Genomic DNA, 24,079 nt, shown 5'->3' with positions numbered 1-24,079 from the left:
AAATTACTTTAAAAATTGATAAGCTGCTAGCGCCACGACATAGGCAATAGCACTCATGGCTATTAGCTGCCAAAGAGGCCATTTCCAGCTATTGGTTTCACGTCTCACAACGGCAAGTGTACTCATACATTGCATAGCAAAAGCATAAAATAGCAAAAGTGAGACACCGCTAGCAAAGTTAAATTGCGGGGTTCCTAAAACAGGGTTAACTTCGGCTGCCATACGGTTTTTTATAGTTTCTTCTTCTTCGCTCCCTACGCTGTATATAGTAGCGAGGGTACCTACAAATACTTCACGAGCGGCAAAAGAACTTACAATGGCAATTCCAATTTTCCAATCGTAGCCCAATGGTTCTACAGCAGGCTCTATGCCTTTACCCAGAATACCAATATAACTGTGTTCTAATTTATACGAAGCAATTTTAGTTTCTAGTTCTTCTTCGGAAAGGTTCTCTGCATTAGCTTGTTGTGCGACGATTTCCGAAGCATTGTTAAAATCTCCTGGTCCGTAACTTGCAAGTACCCATAGAATAATTGAAATAGCTAATATAATTTTACCCGCTCCTACTACAAAAGACTTTGTTTTTTCAATTACCGTAATGGCAACATTTTTAAACATGGGTACTTTGTAATTAGGCATTTCAACAACAAAGAAGGTTTTGCTTCGAATTTTTAATGTTTTGTTGAGCAACCAAGCCGAAAATAACGCGGCTCCAAATCCTAAGAGATATAAAAACATTAACGTAAGCCCTTGAAGACTAAAAATTCCTAAAACTCGTTGGTCTGGAATTACCAGTGCAATGATTATTAAATACACAGGTAGTCGTGCCGAGCAGGTGGTAAAAGGAGTAACCAAAATGGTAATCAATCGCTCTTTCCAACTTTCTATATTGCGAGTCGCCATAATTGCAGGAATGGCACAGGCTGTTCCAGAAACTAGTGGTACAACGCTTTTTCCGCTCAAACCAAAGCGTCGCATAATTCGATCCATTAAAAACACAACACGACTCATATAGCCGCTTTCTTCGAGTATGGCAATAAATAAAAAGAGAAATGCAATTTGTGGAATAAAAATGATAATCCCTCCTAACCCAGAAATAATTCCTTCGGCAAGAAGGTTGGTAAAATCACCCGCCGGCAATGTGTTTTTAACCCATTCACTCAATTGCGCAAACGAGGTGTCTATAAAGTCCATCGGGTAGCTACTCCAGTCAAAAATAGCTTGAAAAATAAGGAGTAGAATGCCGAAGAAAATAACGTACCCCCAGATTTTATGCGTTAAAATACGATCTAAGCTGCTTCTAAAATCTTTTGCATTTGCCGTGTCTATAGTAAGGGTTTCTTTTAAAACACCGTTTATAAATTGGTAGCGAGCGATGGTCTCTTTTTGCTGAAGACGCTTTAAATTACTTTTGCTTTCAGTCTGAAATGTAGCGATGGTATTAAGTTCACCACGTTCTAACTTACCAAAGTTAACATCTTGTGTAATAACCAACCAAAGCTTATATAAATCTTGGTTTGGAAATGCTTTACGAAGACGTTCAAAATAGTCTGGCGCAATAACAGAGGCATTTACACAAGGCTTGGTTGAAAGCGTTGCGTGGTTCGCGATATATTCGGTAAGGATATCAAACCCTTCATTTTTTCGTGAGCTAATCAACGCAATTTTAGTCTCTAACTTATCTTCTAACACTTCAATATCTATAGAAATGGCCTTTCGGGTCATTCTATCAGACATGTTTATTGCTAAAATAGTTGGGATTCCTAAATCTTTTATCTGCGTAAATAGCAGCAAATTTCGTTTTAGGTTTTCTACATCGGCAACTACTACGGCTACATCGGGAAAATCTTTGTCGTTTTTATTTAGTAGCAGCTCTATCACTACATTTTCATCTAGAGAAGATGCATTCAAACTATACGTTCCAGGAAGGTCAATAACGTGCGCTTTGAGTCCGCGGTCTAATTTGCAGATTCCTTCTTTTTTCTCAACAGTGATTCCGGGATAATTTCCAACTTTTTGGTTCAGCCCTGTGAGTCTATTAAAAACAGATGTTTTACCCGTGTTAGGATTCCCGATAAGTGCTACATTAATCTGTCGAGCCATACTCTAGATGCGTTCAATTTGAATAAGGGAAGCTGTCTCTTTGCGAATAGCCAAGTGACTCCCATTTATATTTAAATATAATGGGTCACGAAAAGGAGCTTGTTGTACAATCATTACCTCATTGCCTGGTAAACACCCCATTTCTAGGAGTTTTAAAGGTACGCTCTCTACTTCAAACGATTTGATAATAGCGCGTTCACCTTTTTTTAAATTAGCTATGGTAAGCATGAAGTTTATTTAGATTGATTTTAAACAAGGCAAAAATACGCGAAAAAGTGCAGGCTCAAAAGCAATCTTATAAAAAAAGGAGGGTATTATTCTGCCTTTAAGATAGCTATATCTTTTAGTAGTCTCTCTATAGCTTCTGGTTGGGTGCCGTCGTAGAAACCACGAATTCGTTTTTTGGTGTCAACCAGCACAAAATTTTCTGTGTGAATAAGCTCATAAGGACTATACGGAGCATCTTTTGCGGCCAAATAACTTTTGCGTGCCAGATTGTAAATTTGTTCTTTTTCGCCAGTAACAAGGTTCCATTTAGCATCGTTTACGCCTTTTTCTAATGCATATCTTTTAAGTTGAGCAATAGTGTCTACTTCAGGTTGTACGGTGTGAGAAAGGAGCAATACATCTGCATCGTTTTTAAGCGCTTCTTGTAACTTGGCCATATTACCTGTCATTACTGGACATATGGTTTGGCAGGTTGTAAAAAAGAAATCGGCAACGTAAATCTTATCTTTATAGTTGTCTTGCGTAACAATTGCTCCATTCTGATTTTTTAAACTGAAATCGGCAATGGTGTGGTATTTTTTCTTGTAATGAAGCGTACTGTCTACCAATTCTACATTTACTTCAGAAGGTTGAAAAACTGGCAATATTTCTTTTGGCTTTAATACAGAATAAATGACAGAAATTATAATGATGGAAAGGACTAACAGTACCACCAAAAAGAATTTGTATTTTGAAAAGAATTGAAGCATGTTGGCGAACTAAAATTTCAGCAAAATTACAACCCAAATAGCACAACTAAAAGTGTAACGCACAATACTTTTTAGCGTCAAACAGAGCACTATTTATTTATTTTTAATTGAAGCGGCAAAAGACTACTTTTGTGGCTTCAAATTTGCGGGCATGCCTGTAAAATAAGACGAACGATTATGAGTCCATTTGCCGTTAAAGCAATTCAGCTATTACTTAGCTTATCTATATTAATTATACTTCACGAACTTGGTCACTTTATTCCTGCCAAGCTTTTTAAAACACGCGTTGAAAAGTTCTTTCTCTTTTTTGATGTAAAATTTGCACTTATAAAGAAGAAAATAGGAGAAACTACCTATGGTATCGGCTGGTTACCTCTAGGAGGTTATGTGAAAATTGCCGGAATGATCGATGAGAGTATGGATAAAGAGCAAATGGCACTACCTCCACAACCGTGGGAGTTTAGAAGTAAGCCAGCGTGGCAACGACTTATTATAATGTTAGGGGGTGTTACAGTAAATATCATTGTGGGATTCTTAATCTATATTGGGATTTTTTATAGCAACGGTCAGAAGATTGTAACTAACGATAATTTGCCAAACGGATTCTCAGTATCTCAGGAATTTAGAGCCATGGGATTTCAAGATGGAGATAAGGTACTACAGGTAAATGGTAGCGATTTTGAAAATTTAAATGACCTTAATAAGTTCTTATTTTTAAGAGACGTAGAAAATATTACAGTACGGCACAACAACGGAAATACAGAAACTATTGCTTTACCCGAAGATATTGGAATGACCATGTTTAAGGCAGGCGATCTAGAGCCGTTTCAACCAATGCGTACTACCGTTATAGACACCATTTATCCCGACTTACCCGCAGGGAAATCTGATCTTAGAGTTGGTGATCGCGTGCTTCAAGTGAATGGTACAACCGTCAATACATTTAGAAGCATGTCTGAGGCCGTTGGCGCTAGTCCTGAAAAACCAATTACCATTACCGTAGACAGAGGTGGAGAACAAATGCAATTTACCGTAACTCCAAATGAAAACGGACAGTTAGGAATTAACAACTTTGCCCGAGAATATACAGACAATTATGTACAAGTAAATTATACGCTCTGGGAAAGTATTGGTGGCGGAATTAATTACGGATATAATATTCTGAAAGATTACGTGTACCAGTTTAAATATGTCTTTACTGCAAAAGGCGCTACACAGGTAGGTGGTTTTGGAGCCATTGGAAACTTATTCCCAGATGTTTGGGACTGGTCTAGCTTCTGGCAGACTACAGCACTTATTTCTATCATTCTTGCCTTTATGAATGTGTTGCCTATTCCGGCATTAGATGGAGGACATGTTATGTTCTTGTTGTACGAAATGATTTCGGGTAGAAAACCGAACGACAAATTTATGGAATATGCTCAAATGGTTGGCTTCTTCCTGTTAATTGGTTTAGTGCTCTTTGCCAACGGAAACGATATTTATCGCTGGTTGTTTGAATGACGCCATAAGTTTATTTTTTTTCTGAAATAATCTGTTCAACAACTTCTGGATTTAACAATGTAGAGATGTCTCCTAATGCATCGATTTCATTGGTAGCTATTTTCCTAAGAATACGGCGCATAATCTTACCACTACGCGTTTTTGGAAGTCCCGACGTAAACTGAATTTTATCTAATTTGGCAATCGGACCAATTTTTTCTGAAATTAATGCATTGATTTCTTTTTTAAGAGCTGCAGTGCCTTCTCCGCCCTTTAATGTTACAAAGCCATATAAAGCGTTTCCTTTTATATCGTGCGGAAATCCTACCAATGCACTTTCTGCAACCATAGGGTGCTCATTAATGGCATCTTCTATGGGGGCAGTGCCTAGATTGTGCCCTGAGACAATAACTACGTCGTCTACCCTACCCGTAATTCTGTAGTTGCCATCGGCATCTCGTAAGGCGCCATCTCCTGTAAAATAAGTATTGGTATATGCCGTAAAATAAGTGTTTTTGTAACGCTCATGATTCCCCCATATGGTGCGAGCAATAGAAGGCCATGGAAATTTAATGCAAAGTCTTCCTTCTGCTTTCCAGAACGAAATTTCTGTGCCATTGTCATCCATTAAACAAGGTTGAATACCGGGCATAGGAAGAGTAGCAAATGTTGGAATTTGCTTCGTAACACCCGCTAAAGAAGAAATAAGAATTCCACCTGTTTCTGTTTGCCACCAAGTATCTACTATAGGGCATCGGTTTTTACCTACATGATCATCGTACCACTCCCAGGCTTCCTCATTAATAGGTTCTCCTACAGACCCTAAGGTTTTTAGACTCGATAAGTTATATTTTTCTGTCCATTCTTTTCCTTGCTTTGCCAAGGCCCTAATTGCTGTTGGAGCTGTATAAAAAAGGGTTACCGCGTGTTTTTGAACTATTTCCCAAAATCGCCCATAATCTGGATAACTTGGCACACCTTCAAATAGTACAGAGGTCGCTCCATTGGCTAACGGACCATACACTATATAACTATGACCCGTAATCCACCCAATATCTGCGGTACACCAATACACGTCATCTTCTTCATATTGAAATACATTTTTAAATGTAAAGGCGCTGTAAACCATATACCCTGCGGTGGTATGTACCATTCCTTTTGGTGTTCCAGTAGAGCCAGAGGTATACAAAATAAAAAGAGGGTCTTCGGCATTCATTATTTCTGGGACGCAGGAAGTTTCCGCAGTATCTAAAAGAGGTTGTAACCACTCGTCACGGCCATCAGTTATTGAGCAATTATTATTAATTCTGTTTACTAAAAGTACTGTTCGCACCGATTTACATTCTTGAAGCGCCTTATCTACAATTTCTTTTAGGTTAATTGTTTTATTTCCTCGGAAAGCGCCATCACTGGTAATAACGATACTACAATTAGAATCGTTAATGCGTGCTGCTAAGGCAACAGCCGAAAAACCTGCAAACACTACCGAATGTATCGCGCCAATTCTAGCACATGCCAATATTGCAATGGCTAATTCTGGGATCATTGGTAGATATAAACAAATACGATCTCCTTTTTTTACACCTTTTTGCTTTAATACATTTGCCATTTGGCAGACCTTGTCATGTAGTTCTTGGTACGTAATGTGTTGCGCTGGCTCATTTGGGTTGTTGGGTTCAAATAATAAGGCGGTTTTAGTACCTCGTTCTGGAAGGTGTCTATCTATGCAATTTTCTGTAATATTAAGTTGCGCGCCTTTAAACCAAGCAATTTCAGGAATAGAAAAATCATATTCAAGTACAGAATCCCACTTCTTACGCCATTTAAAATTAGTAGCAATATCGGACCAAAAGTCAGCTGGATTTTTTACAGATTCTTTATAGGCTTTTCGGTATTGTTCTTCGGAAGTTATGTGGTAGTGATTCATGGAGACTTATCGGTAAATTTGCAACTGAAAAGATACAAATTTTGATGGTTTCAGAAACAAAAAAAAGACACTTAATGGGTACTAGCTTCACCAGCACCACTAGGAATCCTGATGTTTTCTACAATATCTTGGACCGAAGACGGGGGAGCGGGTGTAAGTGCATTTACAACTAGGGCAACAATAAAATTAACAAACATTGCCACAGCACCAAAACCTTCGGGCGAAATACCAAACCACCAATGCTCTTTAAGGCCAGCTACAGCTTCTTTTCCGCCATCAAAAATGCCAAATTTAAATTTCAGCATATAAAAAAGCATCAAAGAAATACCTACAATCATACCTGTAACTGCTCCTTCTTTATTCATTTTTTTGTAAAATATTCCGAGTACAATGGCGGGGAAAAACGATGCTGCAGCCAGACCAAAAGCTAGTGCCACGACGGCCGCTACAAATCCCGGCGGATTAATACCAAAATATCCCGCAATTATAACGGCTACTGTTGCTGCCAATCGAGCAGCTAGGAGTTCTCCTTTTTCTGAAATAGAAGGTTTAAAGACATTCTTAATTAAGTCGTGAGAAACCGAGGAAGATATTACAAGTAGCAAACCTGCTGCGGTAGAAAGTGCTGCTGCTAGGCCACCGGCAGCAACTAGAGCAATTACCCAAGCTGGTAGATTGGCTATTTCGGGATTGGCTAATACCATAATATCACGATCTACCATCAACTCATTACTTTCAGGATTGGCAACATATTGAATTACGCCATCATTGTTTTTGTCTGAGTAAGCTAGCAATCCTGTTTGCTCCCAATTCTTAAACCACGCTGGCATTTCTTCATAGGGTTGTTCACTTACAGTATTAATCATATTAGTCTTGGCAAAAACTGCTACGGCAGGTGCTGTAGTATATAAAATAGCAATTAGCAGGAGTGCGATACCCGCAGATTTTCGAGCATCTTTCACTTTCTTAACTGTAAAAAACCGAACAATTACATGTGGCAAACCAGCGGTACCTACCATAAGTGCTAAAGTAATTGCGAAGACATCTAGGCGGCTTTTCGTTCCACTTGTATATTCGCTAAAACCAAGCTCTGTAGAAAGGCCATTTAGTTTTTCTAATACATACATTCCAGAACCATCATTTACAGTACTACCCATACCAAGTTGGGGTACTGGGTTTCCTGTCATCTGAAAACTGATAAAAATGGCAGGCACCATAAAAGCAAAAATAAGGACGCAATATTGTGCAACCTGTGTATATGTAATGCCTTTCATACCACCTAGAACAGCATAAAACAGCACGATAATCATTCCAATTACAACTCCAGTATTTATGTCAACTTCCAAAAATCTTGAAAACACCACGCCAACGCCGCGCATTTGTCCAGCGACGTATGTAAAGGAAACAAGAAGGGCACATAAAACAGCTACAACTCGAGCTGTTTTAGAGTAGTAACGTTCGCCGATGAAATCGGGTACAGTGAACTTTCCAAATTTTCTAAGGTAAGGTGCTAAGAGCAACGCTAAAAGTACATAGCCGCCAGTCCAACCCATGAGATATACAGAGCCGTCGTATCCTGAAAACGCAATTATTCCTGCCATAGATATAAACGATGCCGCACTCATCCAATCTGCAGCAGTTGCCATACCGTTGGCCCAAGGTGAAACGCCACCACCAGCGACATAAAAATCTTTTGTTGAGGTAGCTCTACTCCAGATGGCGATTCCTATATATAAGGCAAAAGTTACTCCCACTAAAATGTAGGTCCAGGTTTGTACACTCATAACTCTTTTTTATTCGTTGGCTCTTTGTCGAAGCCGTATTTTCTATCGAGTTTGTTCATGAGTCTTACATACACAAAGATGAGAATTACAAAAACGTAGATTGCTCCCTGCTGTGCAAACCAAAATCCTAGTTTGAATCCACCCAAAGCAATAGTGTCGAGAGCATCTTTAAACAAAATACCGCATCCATAAGAAGCTATAAACCATACGATTAGCAAAATACTTACATACCTAATATTTTCTTTCCAATAGGCTTTAGCATGCTGTTTATTGTTTTTCATAGAGCCTACTTTTCAGCGATTACTTCTACCATCATTGGGCAAAACAAGGTAGCTCCTTCTGTTTTTTCTAGTATTTTGTGATCTTCGTATGCCTGTATTTGGTCTTCTTCGGTAAGTAGCCCCATCTGTACAAGACGCGGAAAATAGCTGTAGTAAAATGTTTTCGGCCATTGCCAGGCAAGATTGTTAGGGGTTGCTAATTTTGGCATTAGCCGAACGTTGGTCACAGTCATGCCAATTTCAGATAAAATTCGGGGCAACTCTCTTCCAATGTCTATCTCACCCTTTTGTTGTTTAAAACTGTGAAGACAAGCAGCAATGGCTTTATCCAGAGAAGGTAAATTTGGTTCTGTTTGGTGGGTACTCCAATCGTAATATTCATGAATTACCATCTTTCCCCCAGGCTTTAAAGCATTATATACCTTTTGAAGTATCTCTTTTGGGTTGTCAATCCATGCTAGTGCCCAGCGACAATACATGCCGTCTAGGCTATTTTTTGAGAGATCGAGATTATTAAAGTCTGAGCAAATTGCATCTATTTGAATTTCGTGTAATTGAGTTAATTGTTTTAGATGATGTATAAACCCTTCGTCTAGGTCTACGCCAATAACTTTTCCTGTTTCTCCAGCAATGTATGCTAATTCTTTGGTACAGAATCCAGGACCACAGCCTAAATCTAAAAGTGTGTTTCCTGCAGTAAACCCAGCTGTATGCCAACCGAGTTGTGCTTCACTTGCCCATATTTGGTGTTGAACGCCAAGCCTGTGGAGTTCTTTAGCGTCAGTTCCGAGAATATAGGGTTGTGAATTTTTAGCCATGATCGAAAGTTTATCGTTGTAAGATAGCAAATAGTTGTGAGATTTTTATAGAACGTATAAAATAGATAAAACACTGGTAGGCAGTATTATAAAGTATTTACAAACACTTACAAACGTTTATAAACGAAAGTAAATGTGTAAAAGTCGAATAGAATTTGGTTGCCTTCTAATATTTGCACTGTTGAAACAAATCAACAACGGCCTCCAGACCGATTCTGGATTATCTTAACTGTTTTATTAAAAATTAAAATTATGAACGCACTTAGAAACAAAGTACAGTTGATTGGAAGATTGGGACAAGACCCAGAAATTGTAACCTTTAAAGATGGCAACAAAATGGCCAAATTTTCTATGGCTACTGACGATAGCTACAAAGACAAAGATGGAAACAAAGTAGAACGCGCCTTCTGGCACAACGTAGTCGTAAAAGGGGGCCTTGTTACTGTTGTAGAAAACTACGTTACCAAGGGCAAAGAAATAGCCATTGAAGGGAAACTCACCAACCGCTCTTGGGAGGATCAAAGCGGAAACAAACAGTACATTACAGAAATCCTATGTAATGAGCTATTAATGTTTGGAAAATAAACTTTTCTTTACCTAGATAAAAAAGGCGCCTATGGCGTCTTTTTTAGTATTATTTCAACAATTCTTGTCAAAAACAACCTCTAAAATTATCCAGTAGAGCGAATACTAAGACGACAAATTATATTTAATTTTACCACAATGACCTCGCAAACCACCACTCAGCAAAATTACATCCACACTCTTTTAAAAACTCACTTTGGTTTTGATAGTTTTCGTCCCAACCAGCAAGAAATAATCGAAAATGTATTAACAGGAAACAATACGTTGGCAATCATGCCAACAGGTGGGGGTAAGTCATTGTGTTTTCAATTGCCAGCACTAGCCTTCGAGGGAACCACAATTGTCATTTCGCCGCTAATTGCCCTAATGAAAGACCAGGTAGATGCCTTAAATGCTAACGGTATAAATGCTGCCTATTACAACAGTAGCCAGTTGCCCGAAGTACAAGAGGCGGTACTAAATAACCTGACGACCAGTCAACTAAAACTATTGTATGTTGCTCCAGAGAGTGTTTGGAATCTTGTTCATTATTTTCAGGATATTGAAATTTCCCTGATTGCTATAGATGAAGCGCACTGTATTTCGGCTTGGGGTCATGATTTTAGACCTGCTTATACGCAATTAAATAGGTTGCAAAAAGAGTTTCCAGGCACACCTATTATTGCCTTAACGGCAACTGCAGACCGTGCAACACAAGATGATATTGTAATACAATTAGGAATGGATGGCGCCCAAAGGTATGTGTCCTCGTTTGACAGGCCAAATCTGTATCTTGATGTAAGGCCTGGACAACAGAGAATGCAACAAATTCTTCAATTTTTGAAGGAAAAAGAAGAGCAAAGCGGTATTATTTATTGTTTAAGTCGAAAGAGCACTCAAAGTGTAGCTGAAAAGCTTATTGCAAAAGGATTTAAAGCAGAAGCCTATCACGCAGGAATCGAAGCTGAAGAACGAAGCCGAATTCAAGATGATTTTATCAATGACAGAACACCAATAATTGTTGCAACCATTGCCTTTGGCATGGGAATAGACAAAAGTAATGTGCGGTGGGTGATTCACTATAATATGCCTAAAAATATTGAAGGCTATTATCAGGAAATTGGACGTAGCGGTCGGGACGGACTCCCTGCACAGGGTTTGATGTTTTACAGTTTTGCAGACGTAATCATGCTTCGGAAATTTGCCGAAGGCACACCTACAGAAGCTTTTCAACTAGCGAAGTTAGACCGAATGCAGCAATTTGCCGAAGCATTGAGCTGTCGAAGAAAAGCACTACTTAATTATTTTGGAGAACACAAGACCCAAGATTGTGGTAATTGTGACATTTGTAAGTCTCCACCACAGTACATTGATGGAACAGTGATTGCTCAAAAAATTTGTTCAGCTGTGGCTCGTTTGCAAGAACAAGAAGCAATGGGAATGGTAATAGACGTATTACGAGGCTCACAAAATGCGCAGGTTTTTGAAAAAGGATATCAGAAACTCAAAACTTTTGGCACTGCCCGAGAAATCCCTTGGAAAGATTTACAACAATATGTTATTCAGCTTTTGAATCAAGGAGTATTGGAAATTTGGTTCCACGAAAAGGGTAGATTAGTGCTCACTCCAACCGCCAAAGAAATTTTATTTGATGGCAAAAAAGTACAATTAGCAGACCTTATACAACCAGTAATTGATGTGGTTAAAAAGAAGGCTACTTCAAAGAAGCGAAAAGACATCTTCGAGAAGCTACGTGCTTTGCGAACTAAATTAGCTAGTGAAGCGGGGGTGCCTGCTTACGTAATTTTTAGTGATGCTAGTTTGCAAGATATGGAACAGAAACTGCCGCGTAGTATATCTGATTTTGCTAAAATTAGTGGTGTAGGGCGGGCCAAGCTAGAAAAGTATGCCGATGTTTTTTTACAGGTTATCGCAAAGCACTTAGATGCCGTTGAAAATAAAGTAGCCACTCACGAACGTAGCTTTCAGTTATTATTAGAAGGACATTCTGTTACAGAGATTTCAGAAAAAAGAGGGATAGCCGAAAATACGGTGTATAGCCATTTTTTGAAGTTATATGAACAGGGTCACAAAATTGATTTATTTCAATTCATTACGTCTGAGGAAATTTCAACTGTACAAAAGGCGAAAATAGCCTTGCAAAACCCTGATAGTTTAAAGTCCTACTTTGAGTACCTTAATGAAGAAACACCATATTGGAAGATAAAATATGGACTGGTATTAGCGCAAAAGTAATTAAGCCACATCATGTGTTGCCTGCCCTGCCTTACTTATAGTAATTTGGCCGCCCCAAACACAGTTTAATGAACAGGTGTTGTTGAGCGCGGGCATATTACCAATCATTACCGTTGGGCTTCCAGGTGCCCAAGGCGCAACTGTGGCAGGAATGCAAGGCACAGGGGTTAGTACGCCTTGCGCTGCGGTGGTTGCAGCTGCCACTGCAGGATTGGTTACAGATGAACACATGCCAAATGGAAGAATATTTACCATCGGTTTATTATCCATAATTGTAGCGGCAGGCATATTGCTGGTAAGCACTCTATTTTCAGGCAAAACGACTAATGAAGACGGCGCAACACCGAAAGAACAAGTCATCATTGCACCCATACATACTTGCTGTGGCATACTTATAAAGTTTTATTTTGTTTGCTAAATTCTCTTCTAATACCAGTAATAATGTCTTTTTCAAATATTGTTTTCTGACCCCGTTTCGCTGCTTCAAGGGCGCAATGGCGTAAAATATTAATCATTTCTCCACCCGTTAGCTCATGGTTTTCGGAAAGTTTATCGATGTCTATGTCTGATTCTAAATCTAAATTAGATTCAAAAAGTTGCTTCCAAAGTAATTTACGCTGCTCCTTTCCAGGTTTAGCAAAATAAATCATAGTTTGAAATCGTCTAGCAAAAGTGTCGTCAATGTTATAAAAATTGGTAGCTAGAATTACTAATCCTGAAAAGTCCTCAATACGTTGTAATAAGTAAGCTACTTCTTGGTTTGCATATTTATCATTAGCGTCTTTAGTTTGTGTTCTTTTTCCAAAGAGCGCATCGGCTTCATCAAAATAGAGTATCCAGTTTTTATGCGCTGCTTCATCGAATAATTTTCTAATATTTTTTTCTGTTTCACCAATGTATTTTGAAACAATCATAGATAAGTCTACTCGATAGACTGGGCGTTCCGTAGCTTTTCCGAGAAGGGTAGCCGCTAAGGTCTTTCCTGTTCCTGGGGGACCATAGAAGAGTGCACTATAACCAGGCTTAAGATTCTTTTTAAGACCCCACTCGTGTAAAATTTTTGGGGCGTGGATAACCCATTGACTTATCTCGGCGAGGGAATTATGAACGGAGTCATCTACAATAAGGGCTGTTGCGTCTAATTGAGTAGTAATTACTTTGGCTGGAAACGAGGTACTATGTTCTGGTAGCGCTTTTTCTCCTGTGGTGAACAGACTAAGATATTCGGCAGAAACTTGTAAAGACATTTTCAAACCAAATTCTTCATTTTCGTTTACTTTTAAAATACCATTTTTAAACAGAACATTTGTTAAACTTATTTGGTCTAAAAACAGAAAACGTTTAATTAGTTGACTCCCACCAACAATAAAACACGCGGTCTCTAATGTAGGTAAGAATCCAGGTTTTGAAGGTGTTCTAATTCCACCAAATTCTACAAAGTCTATAGAAAGGTTCTGGTTTTTAATTAAAAATACATCGAGCGCATTTGGTTTAAGATGAGGTATTAGGGCAAGAATTAGCACCAACCTCTCTAAAGGGTCTAAATTGTGTTTGATGCACTCTTTTGCATATTTAGATGCATCATTTGTGATATTAGGAGGTGTTTCTAACGCCTCGATCTCTGTGTTAGAATTCGAAAAATAGTTCTTAAGACGAATGTCTACCACATGTTGAAACCAACCTAGTTCTCTTTCTAATGTTTGCGCTAGTGCTTGTATTACCTCCATGTTACCTCAAGTATTTTATGCATCCAACTTAATTTAATCCTGCCAATATCCCACGGTATCTGGTCTAATAAGACATCGAAGGCTTTTTGCTCCACTTTTAAATAAAATGCATTTTCATCGTCTTCAATTATACCATCACGCATGATAAACGTCTCGCGCAGCCCTTGCTTTGATGTAGTGTTTAAGGCTGTCCACTGTTGTGTTATAGCCATTAACATATCATCTGCCACTTCTTTTTCGGCATGGGTGAGAGGTGTCCCAGTAATCAAGGGTTCATTTGGTTGCATGCCGCATAGTATCTTGTGTGCTACGAGCTCATACTCTAGATTTTCTTCAGCTCCAGATGCCACATAATTTAATAGTTGCACAGCTCTGTGTTGTGAACTACTATTTATAAATTCATTATTTTGTGTTAGCTCTAGTCTAGAAAATAATAGGGCTAAAAAAGGAGCAGTTATAATAAGACCAGCATGTCTAACATACTCAGGGTTTAAAAATTGTTGTTCCATGTGTTCCATTAATTTATTAGTACCATGAGCCCTTTGGCTGTTAAATTACCATCACTCGAAATCGCGCAATCTGCGCTCCCCTTTAGTGAAGCAGACATCTCTGCACTTATAGCTACATTTCCTCCAGAAGCATCGATAGACCGGTCGCCATTAATACTTATTGTCGCACCTTTTATGCTTACGTCTTGAGTTGCTTTTATCGCTATATTTGAAGGGCTTTCTAACGAAATTCCGTCGCGGTTCATTGTAATTTTATTACTGTTCTGGTCTGATACTGTAATGGCTTCATCTTCATCACTAAAAACCATAGTGTTACCACTTGGGGTGAGCACGGTTATAATTTTTTTCTCATCATCAAATTTGAGTTGAAGCTTACTTTTTGTGACCAACGTTTTTATGGTATTCTCTTTGTTTGGAGTTTCTGGTGCTGGTAACTTACTACTATACACACTTCCTAAAATAATAGGAAACCTCGGGTCGTCATTCATAAATCCTAGGATCACCTCATCACCTATTTCGGGCATAAAATATGCGCCAAATGTATTGCTGGCATAGAACGTAGAGAGGCGTGCCCAAACGGCTTCGTTTTCGGCATTTAACAGCGGTATTTCAACTTGAACTCGAAACTGATTATCGGGGTCTTCATCTATCTTCTTAACCACTCCAGTCTGAAGCCCCTTCACACCTGGAATAAGACCAGAGGCCATAGGCGCCGCCGCCTGATTAGTTTCTGCAAACCACTTGTTTTCAAGCCCTAAGCGCACTTCTGTTAGCCAAGTCCCATTCTCAATTAAATGTGTTACCCCAGAAATAAAGGCATCTCCGTTAAACCGGTCACTTAAACCTTTTAATGAAATTGTGCTATTTGCAGTTGCTTTTGAAGAACCCTGAAAAGTTAGTGTTCCTTTAAAACGAGAAAGTCTTGACTTTAAAACAGTAGCATTGGCCCAGGTACTAAGAGTATCGTTTGTGATTGCTGCAGAAGAGCTAAGCAAAGTAGCGCCTGCATCTAGTACCTCAGAAAGTTTTTTCCCGCTAATATTTCCCTGTTTGTTTACCGTAGGCTCGCTAGAAGTTGCTTCTATTACTTTCTGTGTACTCATATCCCACGAGTTTCTTTTCGCTTCAGAATATTGAAATGTTGCGTCTAGCTCGCCATCAAACGCGTATACATCTCTGCCGTATTCAACTTCTAGTACAGGACTACCAGAGACTGCCGGTTTCGAAATAACTACTTTTCCATTGTCGGTAAGTACTACCAATCCGTTCACTTCGGCGCGAGTGACCAAGAAATCCCAGTCGGTGGTGCAATATTGCACAACTTCTTTATGTTCTTCTGTTGTTGTGGCAACATCGGCAGAAAGTCCAGAATTCTGAATAAGAGTTTTAAGAATACTGCCGTCTGTAGCATTTGTATAGATTGCGCTATTTTTACAAACTGTCATTTTAAGCGCATGGTCTTTACAAATAATGCGTAATCTTGTACTACTGTCGTGATTAATTATTAAATTTTGTTTTATCACTAGGCCTTTATAGACAGAGTCATCTTTACCATGATAGCCTAATTTAATTTCTATTTCTGCGCCTGGAACAAATGTATTCGACTCGGCCACATCAAATTTTTGTTTGGTGACGCTTCCATCTATAAGTATAATTTCTGCCTCAGAAATTCTGTTGAGTTGTTGAACAATTTGTATGCTTACTATTTCGTACGTGCTTGGGATTTCTTTTCCATTAGATAAAATAGTGTATGAAACTAAGTCGATTTCTTCAGTTACCGGTGATATTGCCATAGCTTTATTTAATTGGAGGCATGTATAAGTTCGTGCCCGAGGTTAGGTTTCTAAAATTCGCAATCATAGTATGTTTTGTCACTTCAGTATAGAAACATCGATTTTTATGAATATCGTGGCAAAGTCGTGGGAGGGTGTTTCTTGCTTTTACTACAATGTAATGCGTTAGGTCTGGTGAGCATCTGTTGACATCCTCTAAGAATCGATTGTTGGGTCTAATCACATCAATTTCTTCGGAAATCGGCGCTGATGGTTCTTCTATTCGTGCTTTTCTAAGTAGTTCTCTAATTTCTATGGGCATGTTATTACTAATTAGGCAGATTGAAACTAAAATCATCATTAGAGGTGTCTTTCGGACTTGTTATCTCAGTAAATGAGTTATATGCAAATTCCAGGGATTCAATAAGTATTTCCTTATGTATTGAATTAAAAGAAGACACCTCACATTTTACCGGCAAGGCATTTATAAAACTCCAAGATTTGAGCGGATCTCCATTTTCATTTATCAATTGCACAATGATATCTTTTGTCTCAACATCTTTGGCGAGCCCTCCTTCTAAAATTTCCTTACACCAAGAAATAACTTCCGAGTTTTTTGGAACCAATCCGCGTTTCAATACGAGATTCGAGAATTTCACAGAGGTTGGAACACGGTGTTTAAAATTGTTGTTTCCACCCTCTATAATTTCCTCAACCCCCATTTCCATGCTAATTCCAGCAACTTCTGTAAAAGAAGGATCTTCGGCACCAATTACACCACTAAAACTTAGCTTGAAATAAAATGATATAGGAGGGTATTCTTGTGCCATTATCCGCCATTTGTAATCGTGAGACCTTCATGAGCTAACTCTAGCGTTTCTACGGCAATATCATTACCATCAGATTTTAAATCTGTACCTGTTAATTTGGTAGGCCACGCATTGGCAAGAGTCCATGTCATTGTTGGAATCCCCTTTTCATCCAATAATTGGATTATCACGGTTTCCCTTTTTATGGTATTCATCTTTATGTCATTATACCACTTCCAGAAATTGTTATCATTTACAAAAATTCCTTTTTTCAAGGTTACGTTGCCATATTTTACAATCCCGGGCATTTTTATAGTCGAAAATTCCTTGTTATCACTATGTCTATATTCAATTGGTTGTGTTTCTGTATCTAATCCAGAAACTTCCTGGAATGCCACCGAATTATTTTGTGACCCTATTGTTACCTTAAAATAAAACTTTGGTAATGGCCATACCTTATCTTGAGCTTCTCCTGCCATGGTGTGTTGTTCTTAATTTTAATAATAATTGATTTATGCTTTTTGCATTTGTTGCTGAAAGGTAATTTCAATGAATTCTGCAGGATGTGAAAGCGCAACTTTTACCGCAACTCTCATAATTCCTTGTTGAATATCATGATTGGTCATAGTGCTCCCTAAACCAACATTTACTGAAAATGCATCTGTAGGTTTTGGACCTACCAAACCACCTTGATTCCATAGTCCCGTTAAAAAATTACTAATCATACTTCGCACCGTTTCCCACGTACTTGCATCATTCGGTGCAAAAACATATGCCATGGTAGCGTCCTTAATAGATTGTTCTATAAAGATGATAGTTCTACGCACATTAATATATCGCCAATCGTTAGAGTTTCCGTCGAGAGTTCTAGCACCCCAAACAAGGTTTCCTCTTCCCGCAAATGCTCTAATAGCGCATATAGACTTTCCGCTTGTAGGTACGTTTAGGTCTTGTTGCATTTCACTATCTATCTTAACTGCAGGAGCAATTACGTTTTGAATAGTAACATTTGCAGGAGCCTTCCAAACTCCTTCAGAATTATCGCTACTAGTATATATTCCTGCCATTGCCGCACTAGGAGGCATGAGGTTTAGTTGATCTCTAATTTTTTCTAAGATGATAGGATACACAGCACTAATATTCTTAAGTGTTGCATCTACCTTATCCATTGTCATTTTAGGCTCACTAGTGTCTGGAGTATTGCTGAAAAATGATAAGATTTTTGCAATCTCCGGAATTAGTTCTCCAGATTCTTTAACTACAAAGGTTGCTGTACCTTTTAATTCTGCAGTAAGAATAGCAACAATAGCGCTATACGAACTTGGGTCAATATTCTTGTATGTTATGTCAGATGTGATATATACTGAAGTATGTAGCCAGGGATAATACGCTACCGCATAACTATTAAACTTTGGATCTAATGGCGATACTCCATTTCTAAAGGCATTTACACTTGCGTTTGGCTCTGAAATAGGCTCATCAAAACCCCCAGGAACATCTAAAATTGCCACTCTATTCATTTGGTCGCCACAGTGATTAATCATCGCTTCTTGCAGTGCATAAATTTGCGAATTCTTTACACTTAGAGGATCGGTCGTACTTCCAGTGGCTAATTCTACAGCATCCGGAATTACGAGCATGGTTGGTTCAATTTCTTTCTTTAAACTGCTAATTGCCGCTACAAAGTCTGCAGTATCTAGTTCGGTTTTATAATCGCCAATACTTATAATGTAACATTCTCCACCCCCATTGGCGTAGAAGAACTTCATTGCACTGTGTAATCTGTGAGTAATCGTGCTCGGACTTACATAATAGTCTACACCATTGTTCGAAAAACTTGGGGTTTTCTCAGCAAAACTATCGCCTTCAAGCTCAACTTTAAAAGTAATAGAAGGCTTGAGCTCAGGATTGGTAGGCTCAAAAATAGATTTGAACATTGCAAGTGAATCAACCTTAATAGGTTTGTTTAACAAGTTGGTCCCGTTAAAAGTTGTTTGTTCTGTGTACCCTATAAAGGCCGGGATCGCTGTGGGTGCCGGTACTACAGAGTTCCCAAAGGCATCTAATTCTTGGATGTAGACCCCAGGAGTTTTCATAGGTTTTAACACATTAATTGATTTAAATTAAACGTAAACAATTGTTGTTGCGCAAGGCACGTTCTTGCTTTCTGGCGCCATATATTTTCAATTTTAGCGCCTTTTTCAGAATATAATATTAGGCAGAAATATTAGTTTGTGAAATAGGTGTTTACACGTAAATTACTAAAAATCAGCAGTTTTTACGATATAGAAAAAGTAAAATATGATTTTTGAACTATTAGAAAAATGTTTGCTGGGCTGCTTTAAAGGTATTGGCGTGGGCTTCTATTATAATTTCGATATCCTTAGAGTACCCACCTCCCATACTTATCTGCACTGGAATGTTATTGTTTTGGCAAGTTTGCAACACAAAAATATCACGAGCTTCGCACCCTTCTATTGAGCAGCTTAGTCTTCCTAAAGCATCCGTTTCTAGAATATCTACACCGCTTAGGTAGAAAATAAAATCTGGGTTTACCTTTTTCAATAATAGAGGCAGGGTGTTTTTAAGAGTCGATAAATAGTCAAGGTCGTTGGTTTTGTCACCTAACGGAATGTCTAAATCGCTCACCTCTTTTTTAAAAGGATAATTATTTGCCCCATGCATAGAAAAAGTAAAAATTCGTGGGTCATTGGCAAATATAGAGGCAGTGCCATTACCTTGGTGCACATCTAAGTCTACTATTAGAATTTTTTTTGCCAAGTTATGATCCAATAAGTACCGAGCGGCAACAGCTTGGTCGTTTAAAAGACAGAAGGCCTCTCCATGATTGGCATAGGCATGGTGGGTGCCACCCGCAATATTCATGGCAACACCATATTGCAAGGCAAATTCGCATCCCTTTATTGTGCCATCGATAATGTAATGGGCACGTTCCACTAATTCTTGGCGCAGCGGGAAGCCCATTTTTCTGATTTCTTTTTTATCAATGTTAAGAGAGCACAATCGATTGTAATAATCGGCGGTGTGAATTTTCAAAATATGTGTGCTTGCAACTTTTTCAGGTTCAAAAAAGTTGGTGTCGTTGGCAATACCGTGGGTTATTAAGTGCTTTGGAAGTAACTCGTACTTGGCCATCGGAAATCGGTGCCCGTTTGGTAACGTGTATTTATAGATGGAGTGGTACGCAATTTTGAGCATTTAATTTATCGTCGCGCCGTTGCCAACATCACTACTATCTGGATTTACAAAAACTAACTTACCTTCTGCATTTTCGGTCATTAAAATCATTCCTTGGCTTTCAACACCACGAAGGGCTCTAGGAGCTAGATTTACCAATACCGTTACTTGTTTTCCAATAATTTCTTCAGGAGTGAAACTTTCAGCAATACCAGAAACAATTGTACGCACATCGAGACCTGTATCTACTTTTAAAACCATCAATTTTTTGGTTTTTGCCATTTTTTCTGCCTCTAGAACGGTTCCTACTCGCATGTCGAGTTTTGTAAAATCATCGAATTGAATCATATCTTTTTGTTTTTCCACCTTTTGGGCTGCTGGTGTTGCATTTGCCTTTTTGCTAGCCTCGAGTTTGTCTAATTGTTGTTGCATCTGCTCGTCTTCAATTTTGCTGAAAAGCAGCTCGCTTGTATTTATGGTATGTCCCGCAGCTAATAGCGTTTCTTCAGAGCTAATGCCTTGCCAATTCAGGGCGTTTTTATCTGCGCTTGATGGCGTATTGAGGATATGCTTCAATTTTGATGAAGTAAACGGTAAAAAGGGTTCGCTTAAAACAGCCAATGCCGTAGCAATTTGCAAGGCAACATACATTACTGTTTGGGTTCTGGCCTCGTCTGTTTTAATAGTTTTCCAAGGTTCTTCATCGGCTAGATATTTATTTCCTAGTCGTGCTACATTCATCAATTCTGTCTGAGCTTCGCGGAAACGATACCTTTGAATAGAGCTTTCGATAACGGCTGGATAGGCCTTCAACTCTTTTAAAGTTTGAAGGTCTACTTCAGAATAATTAGAAGGCTCTGGAACCACCCCGTTGTAATATTTGTGAGTGAGAACGGTTACTCGATTGATAAAATTTCCGAAGATAGCTACCAACTCACTATTGTTTCGCTGCTGAAAATCTGCCCATGTAAAATCATTGTCTTTTGTTTCTGGTGCATTTGCCGTTAGCACATAGCGCAACACATCTTGCTGGTTGGGGAAATCTTCTAAATATTCATGCAGCCATACCGCCCAGTTTTTACTCGTTGAAATTTTATTGCCTTCAAGATTTAAAAATTCGTTGGCGGGTACGTTGTCGGGCATAATGTAACTACCCTCTGCCTTTAACATACTTGGAAAAATAATACAATGAAAAACAATATTGTCTTTCCCGATAAAATGAAGCAATTTGGTGTCTTCCGATTTCCAGTATGGCTCCCAATCTTTACCTTCTTGGGTTGCCCATTCTTTTGTGGCCGATATGTAGCCAATTGGTGCATCGAACCAGACATAAAGTACTTTACCTTCTGCTCCAGCTACAGGAACAGGGATTCCCCAATCAAGATCACGAGTTACTGCACGGGGTCTCAAACCATCGTCTATCCAAGATTTGCATTGTCCGTAGACATTCGTTTTCCAATCCTTTTTATGATCTTTTAGAATCCACTGCTTTAAAAAAGGTTCATACTTGTCTAAGGGTAAGAACCAGTGTTTGGTTTTCTTTAATTCTGGAGCATTTCCAGAAATGGCACTTTTAGGATTAATAAGGTCTGTAGCATTGTGAGAGGTACCGCAGTTTTCACATTGGTCTCCGTAACTTTCTTCAAAACCACATTTAGGACAGGTACCTACAATAAAGCGATCTGCTAAAAATTGGTTGGCTTCGGCATCATACAATTGCTCTGTAACCTCTTCATTAAACTTTCCGTCTTCATAGAGTTTTTTAAAAAACGCAGAGGCGGTATCATGGTGTATTTTGGCAGATGTACGTGAGTAGTTGTCGAATGTAATCCCAAAGTCTTCAAAACTTTGCTTTATAATTGCATGGTATTTATCTACTACTTGCTGCGGAGTAATACCTTCTTTTTTAGCTTTTATAGTAATAGGTACACCGTGCTCGTCACTTCCGCAGACAAAGGCAACATCTTTACCTTGTAGCCGCTGAAAACGGGCATAAATATCTGCAGGGACGTATACACCTGCTAGGTGACCTATGTGTACAGGACCATTGGTATAGGGTAGTGCCGCTGTGATTGTATAACGCTTAGGATCTTGACTCATATTTTCTGAAACCGATTAATACAGTATGGTTGCAAAAATAAACAATTACCGCAGGTTCCCTATGTCTCAGACAGCAAAAAGCCGTTTGAGATAAAACGGCTTCTTATTTAGATTTCAAAAATGCTATTTAATAAGGATGGAGCGGCTATAAAACTGCCCACCTACCGCAATTCTATATATGTATTGCCCGTAAGATAAACGTGTATTAATTGTTGCTTTCACATCTACAATATGTCTACCAGGAAACATGATTTCATTTTTCATGGTTCCAATTTCTTTTCCTAAGATATCGTAGAGTTTAATGTCTACATGGCCAGTAGAAGGCATTGTGAACTCAATGTTTGTTGTATTATTATTGTATGTAGCTACGTGATTAAACCTGTTAACATCACCAAAATCTTGTACGGCCAAACTCTCACAAGAGAAGCCAAGGTCTAGATTTTCGTATGTTTCGTTTAGTAAAATATCGTTTACAACACTTGGATCTAAACAAAACCAATCTGTTAGTACACTAGAATACACATCTCTAAAATCTGTGGTTGGGATAAGGTTGTCGTTGTTGTCCCAGTCGCTCAGGTCTGGGTGCTCGCTAACAAAACCGCTACCATTTAGACCGGGGCCAAATAACATGACAGGAGAAGCTGCACCATGATCTGTTCCGTTAGAGCCATTTTCGTATGGTCTACGGCCAAATTCTGAAATGGTCATGGTAAGTACTTCGTTTTGCATACCCACATTACCAATGTCATCATAAAAATCTCTCATACTTTCTGAAAGATCTTCCAACAACGTTCTGTGATCTACTTCCTGATTGGCATGCGTATCAAATCCGTTGAGGGTTACCATGTACACTTTGGTACCTAATCCTCCTTTAATCATACGTGCCACGATAGCCAACTGGTTGGCTAACTCGGCATCTTCATAGTCTACGCTATTGCTAGAAGCTAAGTAAGCATCGTTAATTACCTGGGCATAGTTAAAGGTTGTGTTGGTGGTAGACCGCATAAAAAGTAATTTGTCTCCGTACACACAATCGGGTAGGTTTAATACATCGTGCAGTGCGCCATTTGCCGCCACATTTGCCAATTGATCTGGATTGGCTACTGAAAACGCATAATTATTTTCGGCACCTTCAAAAATGAGATTTCCAATACTACCAATCTGAATTGCCGGCGGGACAGCTGGCGGATTGGTCAAGTAATCTGGATAAAGGTCTTCAAAATATCTGCCCCACCAGCCGGTAGGTTCAAAAGTTGGTGTTGATGCACTTGCCCAAATATCTGAAGACGTAAAATGCGATAAGTTTTGTTGTGGGTATCCTACGCCATGAACAACTTTCATTTGCCCATCGCCCCACATGGCTTCTAAACCGTTCATGAAATTAGGAATGGCAAAATCTGCATTCAGGTTAAAAAGGTCATTTTCCTGATGTCTTATGGTAGGGCGCAAATTTGCATAGGTACTATAGTCGTAAATTGGAACAATCGTATTTAATCCGTCATTACCCCCTTTTAAGCGTACAATAACTAAAATATTATCGTTTTCACTCTGCGATAGGGCCACAGAGAGTGGTGAGGCTTTTGTTGCTGAAACTGCAGCAGAACCTAGCATCACGCTTCCACCACCTACTAAGCCAAGAGCCTGAATAAATGATCGCCGGTTCCAGGTAGCGTGTTCCTGATCGTGTATATGCTTTTCTTCTTTGCTAGCATCTTTTTTCCCTGCTTGTTCGGCAGGCTTGTTCGAGAAGGTGTCGTGATGGCACATAAGCG

Annotated in this window: 21 protein-coding genes; 3 read left to right on the top strand and 18 right to left on the bottom strand. The window is 38.9% G+C overall.

Annotated elements, in window-relative coordinates:
• Positions 1 to 3: 3 nt before the first annotated feature.
• The 3 genes from feoB to G5B37_RS09525 form a co-directional block, all read right to left on the bottom strand.
• On the bottom strand, positions 4 to 2,103 hold the full coding sequence (feoB, locus tag G5B37_RS09535) for a ferrous iron transport protein B (RefSeq protein ID WP_164679807.1): 2,100 nt from the start codon (positions 2,101 to 2,103) through the stop codon (positions 4 to 6).
• A 3-nt stretch (positions 2,104 to 2,106) separates the two neighbouring features.
• A complete protein-coding gene (locus G5B37_RS09530; RefSeq protein WP_164679806.1) occupies positions 2,107 to 2,331 on the bottom strand; it encodes a FeoA family protein in 225 nt (74 codons plus the stop codon).
• An 86-nt stretch (positions 2,332 to 2,417) separates the two neighbouring features.
• The gene (locus G5B37_RS09525) at positions 2,418 to 3,080 is read right to left on the bottom strand and encodes an SCO family protein (RefSeq protein WP_164679805.1); all 663 of its coding nucleotides are present in this window, start codon (positions 3,078 to 3,080) and stop codon (positions 2,418 to 2,420) included.
• A 177-nt stretch (positions 3,081 to 3,257) separates the two neighbouring features.
• On the opposite strand from G5B37_RS09525, the gene rseP reads away from it, so the two are divergent.
• Positions 3,258 to 4,583: an RIP metalloprotease RseP gene (gene rseP / locus G5B37_RS09520; RefSeq protein ID WP_164679804.1), complete on the top strand. Its 1,326-nt coding sequence runs from the start codon at positions 3,258 to 3,260 to the stop codon at positions 4,581 to 4,583.
• Positions 4,584 to 4,593: 10 nt separating this feature from the next.
• Here the strand turns inward: rseP and acs are convergent, their stop codons facing one another.
• The 4 genes from acs to G5B37_RS09500 all read right to left on the bottom strand — a co-directional run bounded on the left by acs (position 4,594) and on the right by G5B37_RS09500 (position 9,372).
• Positions 4,594 to 6,489, bottom strand: a complete 1,896-nt coding sequence (gene acs, locus G5B37_RS09515) for an acetate--CoA ligase (protein WP_164679803.1) — start codon at positions 6,487 to 6,489, stop codon at positions 4,594 to 4,596.
• A 71-nt stretch (positions 6,490 to 6,560) separates the two neighbouring features.
• Entirely contained in the window at positions 6,561 to 8,273 is a 1,713-nt protein-coding gene (locus G5B37_RS09510; RefSeq protein ID WP_164679802.1) for a sodium:solute symporter family protein, read from the bottom strand.
• A complete protein-coding gene (locus tag G5B37_RS09505) occupies positions 8,270 to 8,554 on the bottom strand; it encodes a DUF4212 domain-containing protein (protein ID WP_164679801.1) in 285 nt (94 codons plus the stop codon). Before G5B37_RS09505 ends, G5B37_RS09510 begins: the two co-directional genes overlap by 4 nt.
• A 5-nt stretch (positions 8,555 to 8,559) precedes the next feature.
• Complete coding sequence (locus G5B37_RS09500) at positions 8,560 to 9,372, bottom strand: class I SAM-dependent methyltransferase (RefSeq protein WP_164679800.1); 813 nt, start codon at positions 9,370 to 9,372, stop codon at positions 8,560 to 8,562.
• Positions 9,373 to 9,624: 252 nt separating this feature from the next.
• Here G5B37_RS09500 and G5B37_RS09495 point away from each other — a divergent pair, with 252 nt between their 5' ends.
• The gene (locus G5B37_RS09495) at positions 9,625 to 9,957 is read left to right on the top strand and encodes a single-stranded DNA-binding protein (RefSeq protein WP_164679799.1); all 333 of its coding nucleotides are present in this window, start codon (positions 9,625 to 9,627) and stop codon (positions 9,955 to 9,957) included.
• 138 nt (positions 9,958 to 10,095) lie between these two features.
• Positions 10,096 to 12,192, top strand: coding sequence for a DNA helicase RecQ (gene recQ / locus G5B37_RS09490; protein ID WP_164679798.1), 2,097 nt, complete (start codon positions 10,096 to 10,098; stop codon positions 12,190 to 12,192).
• On the opposite strand, the gene G5B37_RS09485 is transcribed toward recQ, so the two are convergent.
• The 11 genes from G5B37_RS09485 to G5B37_RS09435 form a co-directional block, all read right to left on the bottom strand.
• Positions 12,193 to 12,582, bottom strand: a complete 390-nt coding sequence (locus G5B37_RS09485; RefSeq protein ID WP_164679797.1) for a DUF4280 domain-containing protein — start codon at positions 12,580 to 12,582, stop codon at positions 12,193 to 12,195.
• Between the two features lie 2 nt (positions 12,583 to 12,584).
• On the bottom strand, positions 12,585 to 13,919 hold the full coding sequence (locus tag G5B37_RS09480; protein WP_164679796.1) for an ATP-binding protein: 1,335 nt from the start codon (positions 13,917 to 13,919) through the stop codon (positions 12,585 to 12,587).
• Positions 13,910 to 14,428, bottom strand: coding sequence for a contractile injection system tape measure protein (locus tag G5B37_RS09475; protein ID WP_164679795.1), 519 nt, complete (start codon positions 14,426 to 14,428; stop codon positions 13,910 to 13,912). The genes G5B37_RS09480 and G5B37_RS09475 overlap by 10 nt, the downstream gene beginning before the upstream one ends.
• Before the next feature lie 8 nt (positions 14,429 to 14,436).
• Complete coding sequence (gene vgrG / locus G5B37_RS09470) at positions 14,437 to 16,221, bottom strand: type VI secretion system tip protein VgrG (RefSeq protein ID WP_164679794.1); 1,785 nt, start codon at positions 16,219 to 16,221, stop codon at positions 14,437 to 14,439.
• Positions 16,222 to 16,225: 4 nt separating this feature from the next.
• Positions 16,226 to 16,522: a hypothetical protein gene (locus G5B37_RS09465; protein ID WP_164679793.1), complete on the bottom strand. Its 297-nt coding sequence runs from the start codon at positions 16,520 to 16,522 to the stop codon at positions 16,226 to 16,228.
• Positions 16,523 to 16,529: 7 nt separating this feature from the next.
• Positions 16,530 to 17,030: a phage tail protein gene (locus tag G5B37_RS09460; RefSeq protein ID WP_164679792.1), complete on the bottom strand. Its 501-nt coding sequence runs from the start codon at positions 17,028 to 17,030 to the stop codon at positions 16,530 to 16,532.
• Positions 17,030 to 17,488, bottom strand: coding sequence for a phage tail protein (locus tag G5B37_RS09455; protein ID WP_164679791.1), 459 nt, complete (start codon positions 17,486 to 17,488; stop codon positions 17,030 to 17,032). Before G5B37_RS09455 ends, G5B37_RS09460 begins: the two co-directional genes overlap by 1 nt.
• Positions 17,489 to 17,521: 33 nt before the next feature.
• The gene (locus G5B37_RS09450) at positions 17,522 to 19,105 is read right to left on the bottom strand and encodes a phage tail sheath family protein (protein WP_263649777.1); all 1,584 of its coding nucleotides are present in this window, start codon (positions 19,103 to 19,105) and stop codon (positions 17,522 to 17,524) included.
• Between the two features lie 220 nt (positions 19,106 to 19,325).
• Positions 19,326 to 20,228, bottom strand: a complete 903-nt coding sequence (locus tag G5B37_RS09445; RefSeq protein WP_164679789.1) for a histone deacetylase family protein — start codon at positions 20,226 to 20,228, stop codon at positions 19,326 to 19,328.
• Positions 20,229 to 22,307: a methionine--tRNA ligase gene (gene metG / locus G5B37_RS09440; protein WP_164679788.1), complete on the bottom strand. Its 2,079-nt coding sequence runs from the start codon at positions 22,305 to 22,307 to the stop codon at positions 20,229 to 20,231. It abuts the gene before it with no gap.
• A 123-nt stretch (positions 22,308 to 22,430) separates the two neighbouring features.
• Complete coding sequence (locus G5B37_RS09435; protein WP_164679787.1) at positions 22,431 to 24,074, bottom strand: DUF1501 domain-containing protein; 1,644 nt, start codon at positions 24,072 to 24,074, stop codon at positions 22,431 to 22,433.
• Positions 24,075 to 24,079: the final 5 nt, after the last annotated feature.

Origin of the sequence: Rasiella rasia, assembly GCF_011044175.1 — a bacterium.
GTDB lineage: Bacteria > Bacteroidota > Bacteroidia > Flavobacteriales > Flavobacteriaceae > Marinirhabdus > Marinirhabdus rasia.
Note: the sequence above shows the minus strand (reverse complement) of the source record. Positions and strands in the feature narration are given on the sequence as shown.

Coding starts and splice junctions, on each gene's coding strand:
- G5B37_RS09495 (WP_164679799.1), top strand. CDS start 9,625: ATGAACGCACTTAGAAACAAAGTACAGTTGATTGGAAGATTGGGACAA.
- feoB (WP_164679807.1), bottom strand. CDS start 2,103: ATGGCTCGACAGATTAATGTAGCACTTATCGGGAATCCTAACACGGGT.
- G5B37_RS09530 (WP_164679806.1), bottom strand. CDS start 2,331: ATGCTTACCATAGCTAATTTAAAAAAAGGTGAACGCGCTATTATCAAA.
- G5B37_RS09475 (WP_164679795.1), bottom strand. CDS start 14,428: ATGGAACAACAATTTTTAAACCCTGAGTATGTTAGACATGCTGGTCTT.
- metG (WP_164679788.1), bottom strand. CDS start 22,307: ATGAGTCAAGATCCTAAGCGTTATACAATCACAGCGGCACTACCCTAT.
- vgrG (WP_164679794.1), bottom strand. CDS start 16,221: ATGGCAATATCACCGGTAACTGAAGAAATCGACTTAGTTTCATACACT.
- G5B37_RS09485 (WP_164679797.1), bottom strand. CDS start 12,582: ATGCCACAGCAAGTATGTATGGGTGCAATGATGACTTGTTCTTTCGGT.
- rseP (WP_164679804.1), top strand. CDS start 3,258: ATGAGTCCATTTGCCGTTAAAGCAATTCAGCTATTACTTAGCTTATCT.
- G5B37_RS09445 (WP_164679789.1), bottom strand. CDS start 20,228: ATGCTCAAAATTGCGTACCACTCCATCTATAAATACACGTTACCAAAC.
- G5B37_RS09505 (WP_164679801.1), bottom strand. CDS start 8,554: ATGAAAAACAATAAACAGCATGCTAAAGCCTATTGGAAAGAAAATATT.
- G5B37_RS09460 (WP_164679792.1), bottom strand. CDS start 17,030: ATGGCACAAGAATACCCTCCTATATCATTTTATTTCAAGCTAAGTTTT.
- acs (WP_164679803.1), bottom strand. CDS start 6,489: ATGAATCACTACCACATAACTTCCGAAGAACAATACCGAAAAGCCTAT.
- G5B37_RS09500 (WP_164679800.1), bottom strand. CDS start 9,372: ATGGCTAAAAATTCACAACCCTATATTCTCGGAACTGACGCTAAAGAA.
- G5B37_RS09465 (WP_164679793.1), bottom strand. CDS start 16,522: ATGCCCATAGAAATTAGAGAACTACTTAGAAAAGCACGAATAGAAGAA.
- G5B37_RS09480 (WP_164679796.1), bottom strand. CDS start 13,919: ATGGAGGTAATACAAGCACTAGCGCAAACATTAGAAAGAGAACTAGGT.
- G5B37_RS09510 (WP_164679802.1), bottom strand. CDS start 8,273: ATGAGTGTACAAACCTGGACCTACATTTTAGTGGGAGTAACTTTTGCC.
- G5B37_RS09525 (WP_164679805.1), bottom strand. CDS start 3,080: ATGCTTCAATTCTTTTCAAAATACAAATTCTTTTTGGTGGTACTGTTA.
- G5B37_RS09450 (WP_263649777.1), bottom strand. CDS start 19,105: ATGAAAACTCCTGGGGTCTACATCCAAGAATTAGATGCCTTTGGGAAC.
- G5B37_RS09435 (WP_164679787.1), bottom strand. CDS start 24,074: ATGTGCCATCACGACACCTTCTCGAACAAGCCTGCCGAACAAGCAGGG.
- G5B37_RS09455 (WP_164679791.1), bottom strand. CDS start 17,488: ATGGCAGGAGAAGCTCAAGATAAGGTATGGCCATTACCAAAGTTTTAT.
- recQ (WP_164679798.1), top strand. CDS start 10,096: ATGACCTCGCAAACCACCACTCAGCAAAATTACATCCACACTCTTTTA.